This window comes from Tenacibaculum sp. TB-56, assembly GCF_059716275.2.
Window position 1 is genome coordinate 192,451 of the sequence record NZ_CM201367.1, and the last position, 24,247, is coordinate 216,697.

A 24,247-nucleotide genomic window follows, 5' to 3' on the forward strand; every position below is an offset into this window, starting at 1 on the left:
TTATTTGTATTTTTCTTCTTCTTCCATTAATTCTTTAATCTTACGCTCTTCCCAGTTTTTTCCTAAAAATAAATTATAATTATTTACTTCTAAGTAGTGAAAAACCAATCCTATACCCCAACCTATCATCGGAAACCAAAACCATTGGAATCTTGAATACGTTTTTAGGTTTATAAATATTAAAAAAGGAATAACTATACAGTACGAAACTAAATTTTGATAAAACTCTTTTAATTTTTCTACCCTTTCTACTGCTTTTACATAATTACTATTTTCTAAGCTTTTTGTATCCATGATACTATCTTTTATATTAATTAACAGCGGTAAACACACTGTAAATGTTTTGTTATTATTAATTATTTGAACATTTCTATCGGTTATTAAACCGTAACGATCTGCTATATTTCTCAACCCTACTTTTGTGCTTTTTCCAATAGCTTCTTTCGGATTGATATTGTTTTGAATTTTTAGAAATCCGTCTTCTTCAAAAATGCGTATCTCTAACGGTTTTGAAGCCGAAACTACATTGTGTTTCACCGCATTTTCTAATAACAATTGAAGTGATAACGGAACTATCTTTAATTCAGAATTACTTACTTCTTCAGGTATTGTAAACTTTACTGCTTCCTCAAAACGCATTTGCAATAATTCCATATAGGTTTTAGCAAATTGTAATTCTTCTTGAATTGGTACTAGTTCTTTATTTCGTTGCTCCAGTACATAGCGATATACTTTTGATAGTTTTGTTGTAAACTTCTCTGCTTGTTTCGGATTTTCACTTATTAAAGAAGTCAACACATTTAAACTATTGAATAAAAAATGTGGATCTATCTGACTTTTTAAAGTTTCAAACTTTGCCGTTTCAGTTTTTGCTACTATTTCATGCTGAGTAGTTTCTTGTTTAATAGATTTTTTCCAGTTTACAATGAAACCTTTTGCATGAAAAAAAGCTGCAATTCCTAAAGAAAGAATAATGGCAAATAAGTGCATCCATAGAAATTGCCCTGTAAAAAAGTTTTCTATCTTATTTGAAAATATTACAAAATATTGAATGTAGTGTATTCCTAAAACTGCTACTATCGTATAAATTACCGTTGCTATAATTCCCCACCAAACTCGCTGATTGGTTTGCGTAACCCAATCCCACTTAGCACTTAAATAATCATTAATAATACCATTACCTAATCCAAGGATAAACGAATACATTCCTGAAAATAAAAACACTAACCCTGCTTCTTTTAAAGTAAATGCTTGATTTATTAGCGTAAAAACTATACCGAAAACAATCGTAAGTTTTAAGCAAATCCAAACATCACTTTTAAAACTCTTAAACATTAATTTTGATGAGGGTTTCATATGATTTTAAAATTTTATTTCGAAAGATACATCTTTATCCCTAACTAAAAACTTTGCTTCTTCATATCGTGGATGGCCAAAGCGAGATAAATTATTATTTGATGCTCCATAATCTTCTAAAGGCATTCCGCTAGGTTCAAAATCCATTTTGTTATTATTATTTACATCGTGAAAACAAATAATTGCATACTCACCAGCAGGTACATTTTCAAATACTACAGTACTTTTTCCTTCCTTTATCTTAGCTTCTTTTGCTTGTACTGGTTCTTTTCTAAAATTCTCTTGGGTATATAATGCATATTTAATACTCCCTGCTTCAGATGTTGCGTTAACAACTGTAGCTGTGATGTTCTGTTTTTGAGCAGAAATTGTTTCGACAGTAAACACTACTATTACGATTAAAATGTGTGTAAAAAATTTCATAATGTTGTTTTTATGGTTAATTCTTGTACAAATCTCTTCTAGAAATCAGCTTTTAAAAACAAAAACAAACTGAATTGTATTTTTTTTAGGATGAGTTGTAACAATTTGTATTTTTAGGCTACTTATAACATATCAACTTTATCAAACTTTGTGGAAAAAGAACTAGAAAATAAATTTTTAGACGATTTCGAAGCCAATCAAAACATTGTACATAAGGTATGTAGAATTTACACGACCGACCAAGATGCTCACAATGATTTGTTTCAAGAAATCACTATTCAACTATGGAAAAATTACAGCAAATTTAGAGGAGATGCAAAATTTAGTACATGGATGTATCGTGTAGCACTTAACACTGCAATTTCTTTATATCGTAAATCAACTAGAACTATACAAACACAAGACATTTCAGAATATTCATTTAAAATTAAAGCAGAGGATTATGACGACACAGAAGAGTTACAATTAAAAGCACTCTACAGTGCAATACGTAAATTAAATGATATTGATAAAGCGCTAATCTTTTTGTATTTGGAAGATAAATCTTACAGAGAAATTTCAGACACTTTAGGTATTAGTGAAGTAAACGCTCGAGTAAAAATGAACAGAGCAAAGGATAAATTAAAGAAAGTATTAAACCCATAAGTTAATGGATTTAGATAAATATAAAAAAGCTTGGGAAAATCAACCAGAAGAGACACGCAAAGTTTCTAAGGTCGATATATATAAGATGGCACACTCCAAGTCATCATCAATTGTAAAATGGATTTTTATTATTGGAATTTTAGAATTTGTTTTATTGAACTCTTTGTATTTTGTTGTTGATATGGAAGAGGCTTATAACGAATACAGACAACTTGGGTTATACAACTTCATGTTTTATTCACAATTTGTTCTTTATCCAATACTATTCTATTTTTTAATTAAGTTTTATTTAAATTATAAAAGTATATCTATAGTTGACTCAACAAAAACTTTAATGGATAAGATTATTAAAACAAGAAAAACTGTAAAGTACTATGTTTTATTTAATTTGTTATATGTTTTTATTTTTGGAGTTATTGTTTCTATTGCTACACTTAAAACTCATCCAGAATTCAATTCTAAACAAATTTTAATTTCTATGATTATTACCATAGTAGTCTTAATTATTATGGTAGTGATTTTATGGTGCTTTTATCAATTACTATATGGTATTCTATTACGTAAATTGAATAAAAACTACAAAGAGTTAGCTAAACTTGAAGAGTTAAACTAAAAAAAGAGAGGTTGTTTTACAACCTCTCTTTTTATTTAAAATGACTTTAACTCTTCTACTAATTTCTCATGCATCTCATCAGTATAATCTAAGTGGGTAACTATTCGTATTTTTCCTTCTCCCATAGAAATTAACAAAATGCCTTTATCAGCCATCTTTTTCATAAAATCATCTGATTTTATTGAATCATCCACATAAAAAATAACAATATTTGTTTCTATAGGTTCAACCTTCTTTACATACGAACAACTTTCTAGTACTTTACCTATTTCTTTTGCTTTTTGATGATCTTCTGCTAAACGTTCTACTTGATTATCTAACGCATAAATTCCTGCCGCTGCCAAAAAACCTGCTTGTCGCATTCCTCCTCCAAACAATTTACGTACACGTAACGCTTTTTCAATATGTGCTTTACTCCCTACCAATACTGAACCTACAGGAGCTCCTAAACCTTTTGATAAACAGATTGAAATTGTGTCAAACAACTCTCCATACTGCTTCGGAGTTTCATTTTTTGCTACCAACGCATTAAACAAACGTGCTCCATCCAAATGATACGCCAAATCATTTGCTTTTGCTACTCTTTGAATCTTTTGTAACTCTTCAAAATCCCAACAAGCTCCTCCTCCTTTATTGGTAGTGTTTTCAACACATACCAAACGGTTAAACGGAGTATGAATATCATTCCTACCTGTTACTACACTTTCTAATTGTTCCGCTGTAAACATTCCTCTATTTCCATCAATTAAACAAGATGTTACTCCTGCATTAAATGCTGCTCCTCCTCCTTCATAGTTATACACATGCGCCCATTTATCACAAAACATTCTATCACCTGGTTGTGTGTGAATCTTAATCGCTGTCTGATTCGCCATGGTTCCCGAAGGAAAAAATAACGCAGCTTCCATCCCAAACATATCCGCTACTTTTTCTTGTAACAAATTCACTGTTGGATCTGCTTTAAAAACATCATCTCCTACCTTAGCTCTCATCATTGCTTCCAACATCCCTTGAGTTGGCTTTGTTACAGTATCACTTATTAAGTTTATTTCCATTTCTAACTACGATTTATAAAATGTATTTTTGCATCTATGATTACACACGAACAGCTTAAAAATATCGCTGAACGAATTGGCAAGTTAAAAGGATATTTAGAGATTGACAAGAAGTTAATTGAAATTTCAAATGAAGAAGAAAAAACAGCAAATCCTGATTTTTGGAACAATCCGAAAGAGGCTGAAGCTATTATGAAATCTCTTCGTTTTAAGAAAAAATGGGTAGAAGATTACAATACTGTTACGGCTATGAACGACGATTTAACAGTTTTGTACGATTTTTATAAAGAAGGTGATGTTGAAGATAGTGAAGTTGGAGAGCAATATGAAAAAACAGCTGCTTTTTTAGAAGATATTGAATTTAAAAATATGCTCTCTGAAGAAGGAGATAGTTTGAGTGCCACTATACAAATTACAGCAGGTGCAGGTGGAACTGAGAGTTGTGATTGGGCAGAAATGTTAACACGCATGTACACCATGTGGGCAGAAAAACAAGGATATAAAATAAAGACCTTGAACTACCAAGAAGGTGATGTAGCTGGTATTAAAACAGTTACTTTAGAGTTTGAAGGAGATTATGCCTTTGGATGGTTAAAAGGTGAAAATGGTGTACACCGTTTGGTGCGTATTTCTCCTTTTGATAGCAATGCTAAACGTCATACTTCCTTTGCTTCTGTATATGTATATCCAGTTGCTGATGATTCTATCGAAATTGAAGTAAACCCTGCCGATATTGAAATTACCACAGCACGTTCTAGTGGCGCTGGTGGACAAAATGTAAACAAAGTTGAAACGAAAGTGCAACTAGTACACAAACCTACTGGAATTCAAATTCAGTGTTCTAATTCACGTTCGCAGCACGATAACAGAGCTACTGCGTTACAAATGTTGAAATCTCAACTATACGAAATTGAATTACAAAAGCGATTGGCTGCTCGAGATGAAATTGAGGCGAACAAAATGAAAAATGAATGGGGAAGTCAAATTCGAAACTATGTAATGCATCCATACAAATTAGTAAAAGATGTTCGTACTGCCCATGAAACAGGAAATGTAGATGCTGTTATGGACGGAAATATCAATCCATTTTTAAAAGCCTATTTAATGATGATGGGGCAAAAAGAGGATTAGCTGTTGGCTGTTGGCTGTTGGCTGTTGGCTGTTGGCTGTTGGCTGTTGGCTGTTGGCTGTTGGCAAAATTAAAAAACTTTATACCTTTCAACTTTATAAACTCTATAACTTTATATATAAACTAACAATAAAATGATAAAAATATACCATAATCCACGTTGTTCTAAATCACGTCAGGGTTTAGAAATCGTAGAAAACTCAACAAAGGAATTTGAAGTTGTAAAATACTTAGACAATACTCCTTCCGAAGAAGAATTAAAAGAAATCATCAGCTTATTAGATATTTCTCCTATTCAATTGGTTCGTAAAAATGAACAAATTTGGAAAGACAATTTCAAAGGAAAAGAATTATCAGATTCAGAAATTATCAAAGCAATGGTTGATAATCCAAAATTAATAGAACGTCCAATCGTTATTAACGGTAACAAAGCGGTGATTGGTCGTCCGCCTGAAACCATCAAAGAAATTATCTAACTATTTTAAAAGCTCTCAAAAATTTGGGAGCTTTTTTATTTTAACACAATTTAAATAACTAATTCTTTAGTTTATTAATAATTCCTTGTAAATTGCTCTCAAATTAAAATTCATTCACTATGAAAAAAGTAGTATTAGGGCTATCCCTGGCCTTCATTATTTCCACGGGGTATAGTCAAGCTTTAAAAGAAACACAACAAAAGCTAAACAAAAAAGAAAAAGTAACTGCTATGAACATTCCGACTGATCCTTCAGTTAAGATAGGAAAGCTATCAAACGGAATGACCTACTACATCAAACAAAATCCGAAACCAGCCAACAAAGTAGAATTACGATTAGTTGTAAATGCAGGTTCTATTTTAGAAGATGATGACCAGTTAGGACTTGCTCACTTTATGGAGCACATGAACTTTAATGGTACCAAAAACTTTAAAAAGAACGAATTGGTAGATTATTTACAGTCTATCGGAGTAAAGTTTGGAGCACACTTAAACGCCTATACAGGTTTTGATGAAACTGTATACATCTTGCCTATTCCAAGTGATGACCAAGAAAAACTAGAAAAAGGATTTCAAATTCTTGAAGATTGGGCGCATGGTGCTTTATTAGAAGGAAAAGACATTGACGAAGAGCGTGGTGTAGTTTTAGAAGAATACCGTTCTCGTAGAGGTGCTGACAGCCGTATGTTAGAAAAGTATTTACCAAAGGTAATGCATGGTTCTAAATATGCTGAAAGATTGCCTATCGGTACTAAAGAAAACATAGAAAACTTTAAACACGAAAGTATTCGTCGTTTTCACAAAGACTGGTATCGTCCAGATTTAATGGCTGTTGTAGCTGTTGGTGATGTAAGCGTTGACATTTTAGAAGAAAAAATCAAATCGCACTTTAGTAAAATACCAGCAGTTAAAAATCCTCGTAAAAGAGAAGTTGCTCCATTAAAAAATCACAAAGAAACTTTTATCGCGATTGAAGCTGATAAAGAAGCTCCTTTTGCTAGTGTACAGTTAATGTACAAAGATTATGATGAAGCAAAACCAGAAACAACTGTTGCTGATTACAGAAATTCAATTGTTCAATCGCTTTTTGCTGAAATGATTAATAATCGTTTAGACGAATTACGTAATAGCGAAAACCCTCCTTTTGTTTACGGATTTAGTTATCATGGTGGAACTTGGGCTCGTGGTAAAGAAGCTTACCAATCAAGAGCAAGTGTAAGTGCCGATGGTCAATTAAAAGGATTACAAGCTTTATTAGATGAAAGCGAGCGTGTTAAAAGATACGGTTTTCAACAAGGAGAATTAGATCGTGCAAAAATGAGCGTTAATGCTCGTATGGAAAAGGCTTTTAAAGACAAAGACAAAAGAGAATCTAGCAGAATTATTGGTCAATATGTTAACAATTTCTTAGAGCAAGAGCCAATTCCAGGTATCGAGTGGGAATACCAAGCACACCAAATGTTAGTACCTTCTGTAAAATTAGAAGAAGTAAATAGCTTAATTAAAAACTATTTACATGATGATAACCGTGTTGTAGTTATTACTGAACCTAAAAAAGTAGTAACTGAACAACAAGTATTAGATGCTTTAAACAACGTTAAAACTAAAGAGTTAAAACCTTACGAAGATAAAGCTGTAGCTGCTTCTTTAATTACAAAGCAACCAACCTCTGGTACTATTACTAAGGTTACTGAAAACAAAGATTTAGGCACTAAAACAATGGTTTTAAGCAACGGAGCTAAGGTTACTTATAAGAAAACTGACTTTAAAAATGATGAAATTTTATTTGAAGCGTTTAGTTTCGGTGGAACTTCGTTATACTCTGATGAAGAATTAAAAGCTACTGCTTTTGCAAATAGCGGACTTTCTGAAGCAGGAATTAATGGTTTCTCTAAAACAGATTTATCTAAAATGATGTCTGGTAAAATCGTTCGTGTTTCTCCTTATATCGGTGGAATAAGTGAAGGATTTAGAGGTTCTGCTACACCTAAAGATTTAGAAGAATTATTCCAAATGGTGCATTTATACTTCACTTCTTTAAACAAAGATGAAAAAGCTTTTAATTCGTATGTAAATAAGCAAAAAAGTTTCTTAGGAAATCTACTAGCTAGTCCTAATTTCTTCTTCCAAAAAGAAATGAGTGAGTTTGTTTACGGAAAAGATCCTCGTTATACAGGCTTCCCGTCTCCTGAAAAATATGAAAAAGCTGATTACAACTTAGCATATAAAAAGTATCAAGAGCGTTTTGCAGATGCTGGAGACTTTAACTTCTATTTTGCTGGAAATGTTGATGAAAAGAAACTTGCTGAATACGCAACTAAATATATTGCTGGTTTACCAGGGAAAAATTCAAACGAAAAATACAATGTTACTGATTTCAGACCTTTATCAGGTTCACACACTAAAATAGTAGAAAAAGGAAAAGATCCTAAAAGTAACGTTCGTATTACCTACCAAGGAGAAGCGAAATACAACAAAAAAGATGCTTTAGCCTTTAAAGTTTTAGGAGAAGTTGTAGGAATTAAGTTAATTGAAAAACTACGTGAGCAAGAAGGTGGTGTTTATTCTGCTGGTGCTCGTGGTAGTATAAACAAAATGCCTTACGGTTGGTATAACTTTACAATTGCATACCCTTGTGCACCTGAAAATGTTGAAAAATTAAAGAACATTTCTGTTGCTGAAGTTGCTTCTGTAGTTAAAAATGGACCTACAAAAGAAGATTTAATGAAAGCTCAAAAAGGAATGATTGCTGACTACAAAGAAGAGCTTAAAAAGAATCAATTTTGGTTAAGTACTATTAAAAATGTAGACTACCAAAACAACGATGTTTCAGACGTAGCTTCTTTTGAAAAGAGTGTAAATTCTTTAACGACAAAAGATATTCAAAAAGTAGCTAAGAAATATTTAACTAACGGATATATTTTAGGTGTTTTAAACCCCGAAAAATAATTTTAAAAAAAATTATAATTAACAAAAGCTCTCAAGAAATTGGGAGCTTTTATTTATTTAGAAACCTAGACTCTAAAAAACCTAATCCGTAGCCATAAAACTGAGTAAGAGTTGTAACAACACTCAATAAAGCTACTTGTAGATTTTTATTTTGAATTAGAGAATCTAAAAAAATACAAGTAAAGTAAATTCCGTAAAAAGCCAACAATTGCCAATATCCAAAGAAAACTGCGATGACCGCAATATCAATTCCTATAATAAACAAACTCGGAAACCAATAAGTTAATTTAGCTGTTTCAGGATACATTTTATTTAAAACAGGTCTAGCTGTACCAAAAGCAAATGTTTGTTTAAAAAACTGTTTAATGGTACTCCTACGTTTATGATATACAAAAGCTTTAGCTATTAGTTGCGTTTCAAAACCGTTTTCCCACAAACGAAAAGTTAAATCAATATCTTCTCCTGCTTTCATTTTAGAAAAACCATTTGTTTTTTCAAAAGCAACTTTTGACAAGCCTAGATTGAAGCTTCTGGGTTGAAATTTACCAACCGACTTCTTCTTACCTCGAATTCCTCCTGTAGTTAATACCGAAGTCATCGAATAATTAATTGCTTTTTGTAAAGCTGTAAAATTAGGATGCGCAGCATCAGGCCCTCCAAAAGCATCTGTATAACTTTCTTCTAATGCTTTTTTTACTTCGGAAAGATATTGTGGTGGAACAATAACATCGGAATCTAGAATGATAAAATAATTTCCTGATGCTCTTTCCATTCCATAATTGCGACTTGCTCCTGCTCCACTATTTTCCTTAAAAAAGTAGTTTAAATTAAGTTGTGAGGTGTATTTATTTACAACTTCTTCGGATGAATTTCCTGAACCATCTTCAACAATTAGTACCTCAAAATCGTCTTTCAACTCTTGTTTTGTCAAGCTTTCCAACAACTCATCAATTTCTTGAGGTCGATTGTAAACAGGTACTATTATTGAAAATTGTAAATTCATTACGCTAAAACTGCTTGATTAATTTGTTTAGCGATTCCATCCCAAAGTTGAATTCTTTTCTGTAGTGATTCTTTCGCGTAATATAACACATCATCCCACTTTTGCTGATCTTCACCACATAGTTCTTCTATCATTTGTAATGATAACGGTCCGTGTTCATCACCATCTAGCTCAATGTGTCTATTCAAATAATAGGTCAATTTACTATATGAACTTCCTTCTTTCTCTTCTGTATTTTTTACAATTTCTAAAAACATATCAGGAATCACATCTTCTCTACCAAAGGTAAAACATGATGCAATAATGTGTGCTTGTCCTGTTTTGATAACTTCAAAAGAAAAGTTTACAAAGTCTTTTACTTCATCAATTATAGAACAATCTTCTATGGCTAATTCAACAGTTTTTCCATCAATAATATCTGAAATAAAACTTGAAATTTTAGAGGTGTTTGCTTCTGCTTGACGCATAGCATCAATATACATTTCAAAATGACTCTTAGGTTCTCCTAATTCATTTTCATCAGTTTCTTCACCTAACACAATTTCATTGATAAAACGTGCTGTTTTTGTATTTACGGCAGGTAGCCAAGGTAAAGTTACACAGGTAAGCTCTCGTTGTAAAGCCTTTAACAACGACATAAAATCCCACACTGCAAATACATGTGATTCCATAAATAATTTTACATCATTTATATCATTTAACGAATTATATAACTCATGTTCTTTAAGCTGTTGTCTTAAGGATTTTAACTCCTTTTCTATGTGTAAAATATTGCTCATTTGTAACTATCAATAAAAAATGCAAATCTAACGATTTGCATTTAATTATATATTCTTTCGGAACCTTTCCGACTACGCTTAAGGCACAAGTTAATTTACTCTTCAGTAAACCTTTCCATTACCGCATCACTTACTCCCATATTAGAGAAACCTCCATCATGGAATAAGTTTTGTAAGGTTACTTTCTTTGTTAAATCAGAGAATAATGAGATGGTATAATCAGCACATTCTAAAGCTGTAGCATTTCCTAACGGAGACATTTTTTCAGCATACGAAATAAATCCGTCAAATCCTTTTACTCCTTGACCTGCTGTTGTTGGCGTTGGCGATTGAGAAATTGTGTTTACACGTACTTTATGATCTCTTCCAAAGAAATATCCAAAACTACGAGCAATACTTTCTAAATACGCTTTATTATCAGCCATATCGTTATAATCTGGGAATACACGTTGTGCTGCCATATACGTTAATGCAACAATACTACCCCACTCGTTCATGGCTTGTTTATTATATAAAACGTTCATTACTTTATGAAAAGATACTGATGAAACATCCCATCCTTTCGTTGTAAAATCGTATTTAGAATCTGTATAATGACGACCTTTACGTACATTAACTGACATACCGATAGAGTGTAAAACGAAATCGATTTTCCCTCCTAAAATTTCCATAGATTTTTCAACCAAGTTGTTTAAATCTTCCATAGAAGTCGCGTCAGCTGGAATAATTTCTGATCCTGTCTTCGCTGCTAAATCTTTGATACCTCCCATACGCATAGCGATTGGCGCGTTGGTTAATACAAACTCTGCTCCTTCTTCATGAGCACGTTCAGCAACTTTCCATGCAATAGAATTTTCATCTAATGCTCCAAAAATGATTCCTTTTTTTCCTTTTAATAAATTATACATATTTAAAATATTTTAGTCTATCGTTGTTTGTTCTGAAAGCAAATATACTCTTAATTTAATAATTCTTTTGCGTGAATTAAAGCACTTTCAGAAACGTCTTTTCCACTTAACATCTCAGCTATTTCTCTAATACGTTCGTCATCTGACAATAACTTTAAATTAGAGGTTGTTACTCCTTTTTCTTCTCCTTTAAATACTTTATAGTGTTGTACTCCTTTTGAAGCTATCTGTGGCAAATGTGTAATAGTTATTACCTGCATGTGAGCGCTCATATCTTGCATTATTTTTGCAATTTTATTAGATACTTCACCTGAAACTCCAGTATCAATCTCATCAAAAATAATGGTAGGTAATTGTATGTTTTCTGATAGTATTTTTTTGATGGACAGCATGATTCTTGACAATTCTCCACCAGATGCCACCTTCTTTAATTCACCAAAGTTTCCACCTTTATTGGCAGAGAACAAGAACTCTAAATTATCTTTTCCGTTAGATAAATAGTCTTCAGAAGGTTGCAATTCAATAGCAAAACGAGCATTTGGCATTCCTAATTCCGATAAAAGGTATTCTAATTCTTTTTTCAACTTTGGAATGACTTTATTTCGTGATGTAGTAATCATATTGGCTACTTCATCTAGTTTTTGAGCAACTTCTTTAATTTCTGCTTCCTTTTTTCCTATCAATCCTCCAGCGTCTTCAACTTGTGCTACTTTTTCCGCTAACGATTCATGGATTTCTTGTAACTCAGTTATCGTTGCTACAGAATGTTTCTTTTGAAGATTGTAGATTAACTGCAATCTATCATTCAACTCTTCTATTTCATTCGGATTGAACTCCACCTCTTCATTGGCGCTTTCTAGTTCTGCAACGACATCATCTAACTCAATCTTAACACTTGTTACACGGTTAGCTAATTCTTCATATTGTTTTGAATAGGAACTAATTTTTTGCAACTTGTTTTCTAAAGAATATAATAAGGTTTGGATTCCTATTTCTTCATTGATAGATACTCCTAACGCTTCAGATAGATTCAATTTTATTTCTTCAATATTGTTTAATTTATCTAGCTTTTCTTCTAAAACCTCTTGTTCACCTACTTGCAGCTTCGCTTCATCCAATTCATTAAATAAGTGTAAATTGTATTCGTATTGTTCTTTTGATTTTTCAGTTTCCTCTTGAAGAAGTTTTAGCTCCTTTTTTAATTTGTTATAGGCACGTAGCCCCCTTTTATAAGAGGCTATTTTAGCTTGATTCTTTGCTAAAGCATCAATAACAGAAAACTGAAAACTCTCGTCCGATAACTGTAAGGTTTGATGTTGCGAATGAATATCTATCAGTTTCGTTTTTAAAGCAGAAAGTACCGATAAGGTAACTGGTGAATCGTTTACAAAAGCACGCGATTTTCCTGAAGGCAAAATTTCTCTTCTAATGATAGTTTCCGACTCATAATCTACATCTAATTCTTCAAACAACTCTTGTAAAGCATAGCCTTCAACCGAAAATTGAGCTTCTATTACACACTTTTTTTCGGTGTTTTTTAACGATGATAAATCGGCACGATTACCCATTACCAACCCCAAAGCTCCTAATAAAATGGATTTTCCTGCTCCAGTTTCACCCGTAATGATAGATAGCCCAGAAGAAAAATCAATCGATAACTGATTGATTAGCGCGTAGTTTTGTATGGATAAATGTGTTAACAAATTTTATTCTTTAAAAGGAATAAAAGTAAGGATTTTGATTGAATTATATCGATCAAAAACTAAGGAAGTCTATTGATTTTTCAACAGTTTATAAACTTTTACTTACTTAATATTTTTCCACCTACTTTTATAGGTCGGAGCAATTCTATTTAAAACAGTAAGCATTTGTGATTGGTTTTTAGACGGAATTCCATCTGAAAAAACATTTACGATTTCATCTCCTTTTGCATCTAAAAAAACACGAATCATGTAGTTTCCTATAGCAATATTAAATAGTTTATCTAAATCTAAAACACTTTTTTCTATAGCTTCTTTTGCTGAATTTTTATTATCCGCAAGGTTATCAAACCCCTTACGGTGGTAGTTGTAATAAATACTACGTAGCGCACTAAACTTTGAAGACAATAAATTATCTATCAAAGCAAAACGATTTTGCTTACCAACTTCATTTTGCCACCCTGATTCTCCGCTAGATTGTGCTAACAACATAATACTTTCTGCTTGCTTTAAATAGCTTTCTCCTCCTTTTAAAGCAAAGGTATCCGCATCAACCCCTATGATCGTATACGCATAAAAAGCTATCATAGAAATTAAATTAGACTCGTAAACTGTTGGATTATAAATTAGCGGATCAAACTCGTTATAACGAAAGTTAAAATTCGTGTCGTTAATATTTAAAACTGGCGTTGCATAGGTAGAGTTATAAACTGGTCGTGTAGACTGTACTTGTAAAGTACCTGAAAAGTTACTTCCGTTTTGTTCGTTTATAATAATATTAAATGCACAGTTAATGCGCTCTTGCTGTTTAAAATTTCGGTTCGTCCATTGTTTATCATTGATAAACTCTGTTAACGCCTTTTGTAAGGTTTGATATACTTGTTTATTGCTGCTTTGTACTTTATCTGAATTGATAATTACCGTAGCATTTAATTCTTGTGAATGAGAAGAAAAAACAATTGAAAAAAGAAAAACTATAAAGGCTAATTTACGCATCTAATTTTTGTATTATTTCGTTAACGATATCTTTTGACACTTCTTTTTTTGACTTTAAATCAAATGATTTTTCGTTCAAATCAGCATCAATAATTGTAATTTTATTGGTGTCGGTTGCAAAACCAGCACCTTCATCACGTAACGAATTTAATACAATAAAATCTAAATTTTTGCGTGTAAGCTTACTTTTTGCGTTTTGTACCTCATCGTTCGTTTCTAAGGCGAACCCAACTAACAACTGATTTTTCTTAGCTTCTCCTAATGATTTTAGGATATCTTTAGTTGGTTCTAACTCAATACTTAACGCTGCTTCCTTCTTTTTTATTTTTTGAGTTGCCACATTTTTTGGTCTGTAATCGGCAACTGCAGCAGATAACACTGCTACATCTACATCAGCATAATATTGATGACAAGCGTCATACATATCTTGTGCTGACTTTACATCAATTCTATGAATAAATGAATGGTTTACTTGTTGATGTGATGGACCCGCAATTAAAAACACCTCAGCTCCTAGGTTAGCTGCTGTTTTTGCAATTTCAAACCCCATCTTACCAGAAGAATGATTTCCAATAAAACGAACAGGATCTATCGCTTCATAGGTTGGTCCTGCGGTAATCAATATTTTTTTCCCACGAAGTGGTAACTTAGACACTATATCTTTCTCAATAAAATCAACAATATCTTCAGGTTCGGCCATACGACCTTCACCTACCAATCCACTTGCTAATTCACCAGAAGTAGCAGGAATTAAGATATTATCAAAACTTTGTAAGCTTTCTAAACTAGTTTTTGTTGATGGATGTTGGTACATATCTAAATCCATCGCAGGAGCAAAATACACTGGGCATTTTGCCGATAAATAGGTTGCCAATAATAAATTATCGCAAGTACCATTTGTCATTTTAGACAAGGTATTGGCTGTTGCCGGAGCAATTAACATAATGTCTGCCCACAGACCTAAATCTACATGATTATTCCACAATTCATTTTCATCTTCTTTATCGTAAAAAGTAGAATGAACTGGATTTTTTGATAAGGTGGAAAGTGTAAGAGGTGTTATAAAATCTTTAGACGCAGGAGTCATAATTACTTTGACTTCTGCGCCCGATTTTATAAATAAGCGAACTAAGTTCGCTGTTTTGTATGCCGCTATACCGGCGGTAACACCAAGTAAAACTTTTTTACCGCTTAGTACAGACATATTATTTTGCCTCTGGAGTTCTATAATAAACTTTACCATTTAACCACTCTTCTACCGCAATAGCATGTGGCTTAGGTAAACGCTCATAAAATTTAGAAACTTCGATTTGCTCTTTGTTTTCAAAAACTTCTTCTAAACTATCGTTATAAGTAGCAAACTCATCTAACTTATCTACTAACTCCTTTTTTAAATCAGAATTAATTTGTGTAGCTCTCTTTGCTATAATAGAAATAGCTTCATAAATATTATGCGTTGGAGCCTCGATAGCTTCTTTATTATAAGTTATAGTACTTAACGGCGCTTTCGTTTCTTTATAATCCATTTTTTAACCTTTAACTAATTGTTCTTGTTCTTTGTTTAATGTTGCTAACATTTCGTTTGATTCTTCCATGAATTTTGATTCTGGGAAGTTTCTTTTAAGCTTATCGTACGCTTTTACTGCTTCTTTTATTCTTTCTGCTTTTCTACGTTGCGTACTCTTCATTGCAAAATCATGCGCTGCTTTTAAACGATAGTACAAAGCTTCTTCTTTATACTTGGTTCCTAAATAATCTTCTAATAAATTATCAAATGCAACGATAGCCGCCTTGTAATTTCTCGAATCATAATCTGCAGTTCTATAATATGTTTTTGCTATTTCGAAATATTTCTTTTCTAATTTAGAGCGTAACTCTGTGTAATATTTATTTGCCTCTTCTTGCTTGTCTGAATCTGGATAAGCATCTATAAACTTCTGAAAAGACTCTAACGCTTTGTTTGTATCTGTTGGATCTAAACTAAAACTAGGAGCTGCTTTATAATAACTTAATGCTGACAAAAAAGCTGCTTCTTCTTGCTTAGAACTCTTTGGGTAATTCCCTGTAAATCTATTAAAATAATAACCAGCTAAACTGTAGTTTTTCTCATTAAAATTAGATTGTGCTATCATAAATTGAATGCGCTCCATTTGAGGTTTTCCTCTGTATGAAGGTACAATTTTCTCAAACAATCGTAAGGCCTTTCCGTACTTTTGTGCTTCGTACATTTTCACAGCCATTTTGTATTGATCTTCTACAGTTCCTTTATTTAATACTTTTTGATACTCTCCACATGAAGTTAGTACTAAAAGCATCACAACAATATACGCTAGATTTTTCATTTTTTGCATCTGGCAAAATTAGTGATTAATTATGGATTATTAAAACGATTTTTTTACTCTAAAATAGAGTTTTACAAGAAACTACAAAATCTGTTATAATTTTTCAAAAAACTTACTAAATGTTTGTTAATCTTATTGCTGAGCTGCAGCTGATGTTTGTGCTACAATTTGCTTCACATCATTATCAAACAAATACAAACCTCCTTTATCGTCTCCAATTAAATTAATTTTATCTAAAATATTACGCGCTAAAGCCTCTTCTTCAATTTGTTCAGATACATACCATTGTAAGAAATTATGTGTAGCGTAGTCTTTTTCTTGTAAGGTAATATGCACTAAATCATTAATTGATTGCGACACCATTACTTCATGATCAAATAATGTTTGAAACATATCTTTAAAAGATCCAAATTTTGCTGGTGGTTCTTTTAATTCTGAAACATGTGCATGTCCTCCTCGTTCATTTACAAACTTTACTAACTTTAACATGTGCATACGCTCTTCATCAGAATGTGCATACATAAATTGCGCAACACCTTCAAAACCTTGAATTTCTGCCCAACATGCCATTGCTAAATATATTTGTGAAGACTCTGCTTCTACTCTTATCTGATCGTTTAATGCTTTCTCTATTACTTTTGATAACATATTTTCTGTTTTAATTGTAAACTGTAATCTTTATACAAAGATGCTAAAAAAAGACCACAATAACGAAATTGTAGTCTTTTGTATTTTTAAATTTTATTTAGAAAAATTACATCTTATCGATAAAATCTGAGATTTCAGTTTGTAATTCTTCTGAAGCTTTTACCAATGGCAAACGCACTTCATCTAAACAAATTCCTAATTTTTGTAATACTGCTTTGATTCCTGCTGGATTGTTTTCAGCAAAGATTAAGTTTACAATATCCATTAATTGATAATGTATTTCATACGCTTCTTTAGCTTTTCCTTCTAATCCTAATTGAATCATTTTTGAAAACTCTTTTGGTAATGCTTGTCCGATTACAGAAATAACTCCTGATCCTCCAGCTAAAGCTACACCTAAAGCTAAATCATCATCACCAGAAATTACTAAGAAGTTTTCTGGTTTATCTTTTAACAACTCATAATACTGTTGTTGATTATTTCCTGCCTCTTTAACAGCGACAATATTTTCGAAGTCTCTTGCCAATCGTAAGGTAGTGGCTGGCTCCATATTTTTTGCCGTTCTTCCAGGAACATTATATAAAATAATTGGTTTGGGACTTGCTAAAGAAATTGCTTTATAATGCTGATAAAAACCTTCTTGAGTTGGCTTGCTATAATATGGCGCTACCGATAAAATTCCATCGATTCCAGTTAAATCTAACGTTTGTAATTCTTCAACAACTGTTTGCGTGTTGTTTCCTCCAACTCCTAAAACTAAAGGTAAACGACCATTGTTTTCTTCTATTACAACCTTTATTATTTCTAATTTTTCTTCCTTAGTAATGGTTGCACTCTCTCCAGTAGTTCCATTTATTACTAAATAGTTTGTACCGTTTTCAATATTATAGTTTACTAGCTTTCTAAGCGCATCAAAATCTACACTTAAATCTTCGTTAAAAGGAGTTACCAAAGCCACTCCTGTTCCTACAAACTTTTGCATTATATTTTATTTAAAATCGTTAGATATTTTTTTAACTCTTGATTTAAAACTGCTTCATTAAAACCTTCGTCAGACACAACAATATCGTATAACCTGTCATCAATTTCAGCAAAACCAGCTTTTAAATCTGCTTGCGACAACAAAGTTATTACATTCGTTAATAAGTTGGAGGTTTTTGTATAGTTTATAAGTAAGTCGTAATCATTTTTAACGAAATCTTTCAAATTGTCGGATTTTAAACTCGCTTTAAATCCTAAATCTTTTTCAGTAAAAAACTGTGATGAAGGCTCATCTTTCTTAGAATATTCTCTAAATACCAATACCGCAATATCTTCTTTTTTAAACGGAAAGTTGTTTGCTAAATTTGCTAACACAACATTAACTAAAGCCTCATTATCTAACAAAACAGCTACTTTTTTAACCTGTGAACTCTTGTGTGATTTCTTGCCTTGTTTAGCTATTAACTTATCGTATTCTTTTTGAATAGATTTACTTTTTAATGTATTTATCATGTATGAAAATTAGGGGTAGCTAATTTATTTATTTCTCTTCAATTTCTATCAATAAAAACTGATTCAATTGTTTACCATACACTTGAAAGTTGTCATCTGAAGCTAGAATTAACGATTTATTTCCGTTTGCTAAGGTTGGAACCAAAAGTAATTGCTTCTATATTATCTATAATTCCGTCTGTTAGTTGATTTTCAACAGTGCTAAAATCTAGCAATAACTCTTTTTTTAATGGTGTATATTTTTCATTTTTCAATGATTCTATAGCTAGCGTATTTGTTGAAGCATCATCAATCGTAGCTTTAAAAATTCTAACTACATTTCCGTGACTTCCATAACCACTTTGATAAATTCTTTCAATGATAAAAAAATGATCTTTTTTATACTCTAAAATAGCCGTTACTCCATTTAAATTCACATTTCCTTTAGCAGGCTTATCAATCTTTTCTAATTGGTAAGCATACTGTTTAGTTGCTTCTTTTGTGTTCTTATCGTAATAAGTGATTCTAACAGGTGATTGAGTTTCATGAAATGTTGGTTCTTCTCCATCTGCTTCTAACGGAACCTCCATTGCTACCCAAAAACCTTTATCATCAATACTTTTTGATGAACCTTCAAAAACTCCATTATGTTTAGGCTTTGCTTCTGAAATAGCTTTGAAGTAATTTGGGACAACTACCTCATTTATAAAACTCCCTTTTGTATCTATATGGAAAATACTCGGATCTTTTTTATACTGAATTGAACCTTCACTTGTTAGATTAATTATTCCGTCTTGAATAAAAATAGATTCTAAATCTAACACATGGTTTTTAGTAAACTGACTAACAGTATCAACTACAATAACTTTTTCAAAACTTACCGATTGAATCGAATCATTTTTAACAACAATATCACCTATCAAAATCCTTGGATTTGCCGCGTCATCAACAACCATATAATATTGATTATTGTAATAGTCGATTCCTGAAATCCCTCCTATTACGGTATTATCAATCTGTAAAGAATCTTTTACTACGTATTCATTTAAAAACTTAAGTGATATTCTTTGTTGTTTACACGCCAGTAAACCAAAAACTGACAAGGCTATTGCTATTTTTTTCATACCTACAAAAGTATTGTTTTTAGTTTATGTAAGCATTAAAATTTATAGCGTCTAACCTAGTAGGTTTGACTAAACATAAAAGAATCTTATTTATACAAAAAGAGCGGTTTAAAACCGCCCTTAATCTTAATTTACTCCTATAAATATTTCTACCTCGGCATTTGTTGAATCTGAAGCCTTTGCTCCATAAATTTCATAATCGGAAGTATAAGCTCTATTTATTTCTTCATCCCAAATTTCCAACCATTTATTGTATACAATATTATTCGCTAAATCTCCTTTGGCTACATATTTTTTATATTTAGGAGCTTCTATTTTTTTTACCATCAATCCTTCGGAGATAGTACCAATTTCATTTACTTTACAACCAATAATTGTTGTGTATGGCTTGGTATAATCTGATTCATAATCGGTATACACAGCATATACTTCATTTGAAAGTTTATTGGGTATTTGTTCAGCTATATTTTCTGACATAAATCGCTGCCATAAAGCAGGTATATCTTTTGCTGCTTGTTGATTCTCGTTAGTAGTTCTTACCGAAATTCCAACAATGTAAAATGGTTCTTTTTGTTCTTTACTCATCTTTTGTTTTTTAATTTTCAACAAAAATAGAACTCCACTATGTCAACCCTATGTCAAGGGTGTGCCATATTTTTCTTGACAAATTTTAAAGTATTCTTCCAAAGTCATTTTATGAGCGGGAAAAGTATCGTTTAAAACCTTCATATTCTGAATACAATCTAACCTAAACACTCGGAATTCATGTCTCAATCGGCAATTGGCGATTAACAACCAATTTTCATTCGTACTGTATAAAGCAAAAGGTTCTATAATTCTTTCAGTAAAATTATTTTCAAGAGATAAATAAGCTAACTCTAGTAAATGAAAACTTGTAATTGCTGACTGAATTTGAATAAGATAATTACTCGATTGTTCTTTTTCAATATTTGCTCTAAAAGCAACTCTTTGAGATAACAAATCAGCTTTCCCTTTTTGTGAACACCTTAAAACTGCTTTGATTTTGGTAATAGCTTCGCTATAATTTTTTACTAGTGAAGCATCCTTATTTTTCAGAATTAACTGCTCTGCTGTTATCAGCGCATTAGCTTCTTCTTCTGAAAACATAATTGGTGGTAATTGGTATCCTTCTCGTAAGAAATATCCTTTTCCTTCTTCAGTAACTACTGGAATACCTGAACTCTCTAACGTTCTAATATCTCGATAAATTGTTCGCAAACTTACCTGAAACTTATCGGCTAATTCTCTAGCTGTTAGCAATCTTTTTGATTGCAGTAAAGTTACAATTTGAGTTAACCTCGTTAACCTCGGTTTTTCCATTAGAACGTTACTTTTCTTTAGCTATTATTGCCTTAACAATTAAGTATTGAGAAACGATATACAATACTATAATGGCAATATTAAATAAGTGTTTTGGTGTATAAAAGTTGTTTAACGCAATTAAACTATCAGATGCTATAAACAAAATAGCTCCCAGTAATAACCAAGAACTCGAAGTTGTTTTTTGCTGACGATAATGTAACAATGCCGCAGTACCAAAAGTTGAAATTGTAATTCCGTATACGATTACTGGCAATAACATATCTCCTAAATTATCATAAATTAAACCTAGTAACCCTACAAACAACAACACAAAAGGAATTGCTGAAGTTATCATTTTTGCTGTTAAATCTTTAAATAACAGATCAGTGGTTATTTTAATATAAACAAGATGAGCAACTAAAAAAGACCCTAAACCAAACACAAACAATTTCTCTTTATCTAACAGAAAAACATCTCCCCAAAAAGAGAAAAACAACGCTGATAACAGCCAAAAACTTGGCTTTTTAACCGATACCAAATACACTACCGCTAGTGAGGTCATTAGTAACGGTTTAAAAATCATTTCGATGGTTTTGGTTTGTGTTATTACTGCATATACGTCAGCAATAGCAACCAATAAAAAAACGATGGAAGCTATGGTTATTTTAGTTTGTTTAGTCATTATCATTGTTTTTGTATTCGTTTCCTTACATATTATTATAGAGGTTTAGAGTATCGACAAGTTTTCTAAAATCTATAAAACTCCCTAAATTTTCAATAAGTCTAAAATCGAAATTTCTATTTCTAAATACTCTTTTACTCTTATTCAATTGTTTCAAGCTTTTTAAGAAATTAAAGTATATCGTATCTGAATCATCACCTTTTTGGATATACAAAACATACACATCCTCTCTGAACCCAAATTGCTTTTTCCTAACCCCTCTTCTAAACCGTTCTTTTATTATTTTCGAATATCTAGAGCATTCAAAAAACCAATCTCCTCTTATCTGACTACCTTCTACATAAAATTTCAACCAGCCGGTTATTTCATTATAATCATAGTCATATGACTGCATGTAAAACATATCATTTACTAATTCTTCATACTTTTCATCATCATTTAAAAGACGTCTATTACTTGCTGCTAAACTTCTTACAAAAGTTTTTAAGTTTTCATTCTCTTTTTGGAATTTTTCTTCACTACATCTATATATTGGTAAATCCAAAAAATACTTTTTCATTTTTCAATTTTTATAAAAAATTCAACAAGATTTAATTAAAAAATTAAAACCTATTACATCTTAACAACTAACTAATCATATCTATAAAATCTTGCTCAGAAATAATTGGAATTCCTAAACTTTCAGCTTTTGTAAGTTTACTCGGTCCCATATTATCACCTGCTACAATATAGGTAGTTTTTTTAGAAATTGAGCTCGACACTTTTCCTCCATTATCTTCAATTGCTTTTTTAAGTTCTGTTCTACTCATTTGATGAAAAACTCCTGAAACCACAAATACCTTACCTGATAACTTATCAGTTTGCCCTTCTAAACTTTCTGCTGAAACTTCTAGTTGAACTCCATGTGATTTTAATCGGTTTACCAATTCAATATTTCCTAAATCATTCGAAAAATCGATAATGCTTTGTGCAATTCTATCGCCAATTTCATCCACAGCAACCAATGTTTCAAAATCTGCGTGCATCAAATTATCTATCGACTTAAAGTGTTTTGCTAATTTTTTAGCTACGGTTTCACCTACAAAACGGATTCCTAAAGCAAATAACACCTTTTCAAACGGAATTTCTTTTGATTTTTCAATTCCGTCAATCATATTTTGTGCTGATTTTTCTGCCATTCGTTCTAACGGAATAACTTGCTCTACTGTTAAATCATATAAATCTGCATAATTTTTTATCAATCCTTCTTTACGCAATAAATCAACCGTTTCTCCTCCTAAACCATCAATATCCATAGCTTTCCTACTGATAAAATGCTTGATTCTTCCTGTAATTTGTGGTGCACAACCAAATTCATTCGGACAATAATGTTTTGCATCTCCTTCAGTTCTGACTAATTCAGTATGACATTCAGGGCAATGCGTTGCGTATTGCGTAGGAACAGAATCTTCTGGACGTTTTGTTAAATCAACACCTACAATTTTCGGAATAATTTCTCCTCCTTTTTCAACAAAAACAGTATCTCCTACTCGTACATCTAATTTTTCAATTTGATCAGCGTTATGTAGTGAAGCTCTTTTTACAATTGTTCCTGCTAACTGCACAAGTTCTAAATTTGCTACAGGTGTAATTGCCCCCGTACGACCTACTTGGTACGTGATTTCATTTAACACTGTCGAAACCTGTTCCGCTTTAAACTTATAGGCTATTGCCCAACGAGGTGCTTTTGAAGTATATCCTAGTTCGTCTTGTTGCTGAAATGAATTTACTTTTACCACTACTCCATCCGTTTCATAAGGTAAGCTGTGGCGTTTTACATCCCATTCATTTACAAAGTCTAACACTTCTTCTATCGACTTTGCTAAAACAATGGTGTCTGGAACTTTAAATCCAACTTTTCTAGCTGCTTCTAAACTTTCAAAATGTGAAGCATACTTACGCTCTCTGGTTACCAACTGGTACAACAAACAATCTAACGGGCGCTTCGCTACTTCTGCACTATCTTGCAGTTTTAAACTTCCACTAGCAGTATTACGAGGATTTCTATACGGTTCTTCGTCGTTCGCAATACGTTCTTCATTCATTTTATTAAATCCATCTAACGGTAAAATGATTTCTCCTCGCATTTCAAAATCAGTTACAAAATCGCTATTCGGTAATAACGGTATAGATTTTATCGTGCGAATATTCGTAGTTACATTATCTCCTTGAAAACCATCTCCTCGTGTTACCGCTTGTACAAACTCACCGTTCTCATATGTAAGATTAATAGAGGCTCCATCATATTTTAACTCACACGTATATTCAATTTGATCAGTTCCTAAGATCTTTTGGACACGCTTTTCCCAATCCAACAAATCTTCCTTAGAATACGAATTATCTAACGAGTACATTCTATGTTTATGAGTAACTGTTTCAAAATTTTTAGTTATTTCTCCCCCTACTCGTTGTGTTGGTGAATTTGGATCAAAAAACTCTGGATTTTCGTCTTCTAACTGTTGAAGTTCTTTTAATTTGACATCAAATTCATAATCTGAAATAGTTGGTTTATCCAACACATAATAACTATGATTATGTTGATGTAGCTCTTCTCTTAACTGTTGTATCTTTTCTTGAACTGTCAT

At 32.0% G+C, this 24,247-nt stretch carries 25 protein-coding genes; 5 read left to right on the plus strand and 20 right to left on the minus strand.

Annotated elements, in window-relative coordinates; all coding sequences use genetic code 11:
* Together AC3VI6_RS00855 and AC3VI6_RS00860 are read right to left on the minus strand one after the other, a co-directional pair.
* Complete coding sequence (locus AC3VI6_RS00855) at positions 1–1,356, minus strand: 2TM domain-containing protein (protein WP_497704829.1); 1,356 nt, start codon at positions 1,354–1,356, stop codon at positions 1–3.
* 6 nt (positions 1,357–1,362) lie between these two features.
* Entirely contained in the window at positions 1,363–1,779 is a 417-nt protein-coding gene (locus AC3VI6_RS00860) for a DUF2141 domain-containing protein (RefSeq protein ID WP_497704830.1), read from the minus strand.
* Positions 1,780–1,929: 150 nt separating this feature from the next.
* On the opposite strand from AC3VI6_RS00860, the gene AC3VI6_RS00865 reads away from it, so the two are divergent.
* The gene (locus AC3VI6_RS00865) at positions 1,930–2,424 is read left to right on the plus strand and encodes an RNA polymerase sigma factor (RefSeq protein ID WP_274634721.1); all 495 of its coding nucleotides are present in this window, start codon (positions 1,930–1,932) and stop codon (positions 2,422–2,424) included.
* Positions 2,425–2,428: 4 nt separating this feature from the next.
* Positions 2,429–3,037, plus strand: a complete 609-nt coding sequence (locus AC3VI6_RS00870) for a DUF8845 family protein (RefSeq protein WP_497704831.1) — start codon at positions 2,429–2,431, stop codon at positions 3,035–3,037.
* Between the two features lie 35 nt (positions 3,038–3,072).
* Here AC3VI6_RS00870 and AC3VI6_RS00875 read toward each other — a convergent pair whose 3' ends face one another.
* Positions 3,073–4,092 (minus strand): threonine aldolase family protein, encoded by a 1,020-nt coding sequence (locus AC3VI6_RS00875; RefSeq protein ID WP_497704832.1) that lies wholly within the window; start codon positions 4,090–4,092, stop codon positions 3,073–3,075.
* 36 nt (positions 4,093–4,128) lie between these two features.
* Here AC3VI6_RS00875 and prfB point away from each other — a divergent pair, with 36 nt between their 5' ends.
* The 3 genes from prfB (at position 4,129) to AC3VI6_RS00890 (ending at position 8,645) form a co-directional block, all read left to right on the plus strand.
* Positions 4,129–5,223: a peptide chain release factor 2 gene (gene prfB / locus AC3VI6_RS00880; RefSeq protein WP_497704833.1), complete on the plus strand. Its 1,095-nt coding sequence runs from the start codon at positions 4,129–4,131 to the stop codon at positions 5,221–5,223.
* Positions 5,224–5,355: 132 nt separating this feature from the next.
* On the plus strand, positions 5,356–5,697 hold the full coding sequence (arsC, locus tag AC3VI6_RS00885; protein ID WP_497704834.1) for an arsenate reductase (glutaredoxin): 342 nt from the start codon (positions 5,356–5,358) through the stop codon (positions 5,695–5,697).
* Between the two features lie 119 nt (positions 5,698–5,816).
* Entirely contained in the window at positions 5,817–8,645 is a 2,829-nt protein-coding gene (locus AC3VI6_RS00890; protein WP_497704835.1) for a M16 family metallopeptidase, read from the plus strand.
* Positions 8,646–8,694: 49 nt separating this feature from the next.
* On the opposite strand, the gene AC3VI6_RS00895 is transcribed toward AC3VI6_RS00890, so the two are convergent.
* The 17 genes from AC3VI6_RS00895 to ligA form a co-directional block, all read right to left on the minus strand.
* Complete coding sequence (locus AC3VI6_RS00895; protein WP_497704836.1) at positions 8,695–9,648, minus strand: glycosyltransferase family 2 protein; 954 nt, start codon at positions 9,646–9,648, stop codon at positions 8,695–8,697.
* Positions 9,648–10,427 (minus strand): DUF3050 domain-containing protein, encoded by a 780-nt coding sequence (locus AC3VI6_RS00900; protein ID WP_497704837.1) that lies wholly within the window; start codon positions 10,425–10,427, stop codon positions 9,648–9,650. Before AC3VI6_RS00900 ends, AC3VI6_RS00895 begins: the two co-directional genes overlap by 1 nt.
* A 95-nt stretch (positions 10,428–10,522) precedes the next feature.
* Positions 10,523–11,335 carry an enoyl-ACP reductase FabI gene (locus tag AC3VI6_RS00905; RefSeq protein WP_497704838.1) on the minus strand — a complete coding sequence of 271 codons (813 nt, stop codon included), beginning with the start codon at positions 11,333–11,335 and terminating at the stop codon, positions 10,523–10,525.
* Between the two features lie 50 nt (positions 11,336–11,385).
* Entirely contained in the window at positions 11,386–13,038 is a 1,653-nt protein-coding gene (recN, locus tag AC3VI6_RS00910; protein ID WP_497704839.1) for a DNA repair protein RecN, read from the minus strand.
* A gap of 102 nt (positions 13,039–13,140) precedes the next feature.
* Positions 13,141–14,031, minus strand: a complete 891-nt coding sequence (porD, locus tag AC3VI6_RS00915; protein ID WP_497704840.1) for a type IX secretion system protein PorD — start codon at positions 14,029–14,031, stop codon at positions 13,141–13,143.
* Positions 14,024–15,235 carry a bifunctional phosphopantothenoylcysteine decarboxylase/phosphopantothenate--cysteine ligase CoaBC gene (gene coaBC, locus AC3VI6_RS00920; protein ID WP_497704841.1) on the minus strand — a complete coding sequence of 404 codons (1,212 nt, stop codon included), beginning with the start codon at positions 15,233–15,235 and terminating at the stop codon, positions 14,024–14,026. Before coaBC ends, porD begins: the two co-directional genes overlap by 8 nt.
* A 1-nt stretch (position 15,236) precedes the next feature.
* On the minus strand, positions 15,237–15,557 hold the full coding sequence (locus AC3VI6_RS00925) for a DNA-directed RNA polymerase subunit omega (protein WP_497704842.1): 321 nt from the start codon (positions 15,555–15,557) through the stop codon (positions 15,237–15,239).
* A gap of 3 nt (positions 15,558–15,560) precedes the next feature.
* Complete coding sequence (locus AC3VI6_RS00930; RefSeq protein ID WP_274634734.1) at positions 15,561–16,373, minus strand: outer membrane protein assembly factor BamD; 813 nt, start codon at positions 16,371–16,373, stop codon at positions 15,561–15,563.
* A 132-nt stretch (positions 16,374–16,505) separates the two neighbouring features.
* On the minus strand, positions 16,506–17,021 hold the full coding sequence (locus AC3VI6_RS00935) for a ferritin (RefSeq protein WP_274634735.1): 516 nt from the start codon (positions 17,019–17,021) through the stop codon (positions 16,506–16,508).
* A gap of 106 nt (positions 17,022–17,127) precedes the next feature.
* On the minus strand, positions 17,128–18,003 hold the full coding sequence (gene dapA, locus AC3VI6_RS00940; protein ID WP_497704843.1) for a 4-hydroxy-tetrahydrodipicolinate synthase: 876 nt from the start codon (positions 18,001–18,003) through the stop codon (positions 17,128–17,130).
* Positions 18,003–18,515, minus strand: a complete 513-nt coding sequence (locus AC3VI6_RS00945; protein ID WP_435255165.1) for a DUF6913 domain-containing protein — start codon at positions 18,513–18,515, stop codon at positions 18,003–18,005. The genes dapA and AC3VI6_RS00945 overlap by 1 nt, the downstream gene beginning before the upstream one ends.
* A gap of 116 nt (positions 18,516–18,631) precedes the next feature.
* Positions 18,632–19,618, minus strand: coding sequence for an esterase-like activity of phytase family protein (locus AC3VI6_RS00950; protein ID WP_497704844.1), 987 nt, complete (start codon positions 19,616–19,618; stop codon positions 18,632–18,634).
* 126 nt (positions 19,619–19,744) lie between these two features.
* Complete coding sequence (locus AC3VI6_RS00955; RefSeq protein ID WP_497704845.1) at positions 19,745–20,203, minus strand: GyrI-like domain-containing protein; 459 nt, start codon at positions 20,201–20,203, stop codon at positions 19,745–19,747.
* A gap of 48 nt (positions 20,204–20,251) precedes the next feature.
* Positions 20,252–20,959: a helix-turn-helix transcriptional regulator gene (locus AC3VI6_RS00960; RefSeq protein ID WP_497704846.1), complete on the minus strand. Its 708-nt coding sequence runs from the start codon at positions 20,957–20,959 to the stop codon at positions 20,252–20,254.
* Positions 20,960–20,966: 7 nt separating this feature from the next.
* Positions 20,967–21,623, minus strand: coding sequence for a lysoplasmalogenase (locus AC3VI6_RS00965; RefSeq protein ID WP_497704847.1), 657 nt, complete (start codon positions 21,621–21,623; stop codon positions 20,967–20,969).
* A 25-nt stretch (positions 21,624–21,648) separates the two neighbouring features.
* Positions 21,649–22,182, minus strand: coding sequence for a hypothetical protein (locus AC3VI6_RS00970; protein ID WP_497704848.1), 534 nt, complete (start codon positions 22,180–22,182; stop codon positions 21,649–21,651).
* A gap of 67 nt (positions 22,183–22,249) precedes the next feature.
* Positions 22,250–24,247, minus strand: a complete 1,998-nt coding sequence (gene ligA, locus AC3VI6_RS00975) for an NAD-dependent DNA ligase LigA (RefSeq protein WP_497704849.1) — start codon at positions 24,245–24,247, stop codon at positions 22,250–22,252.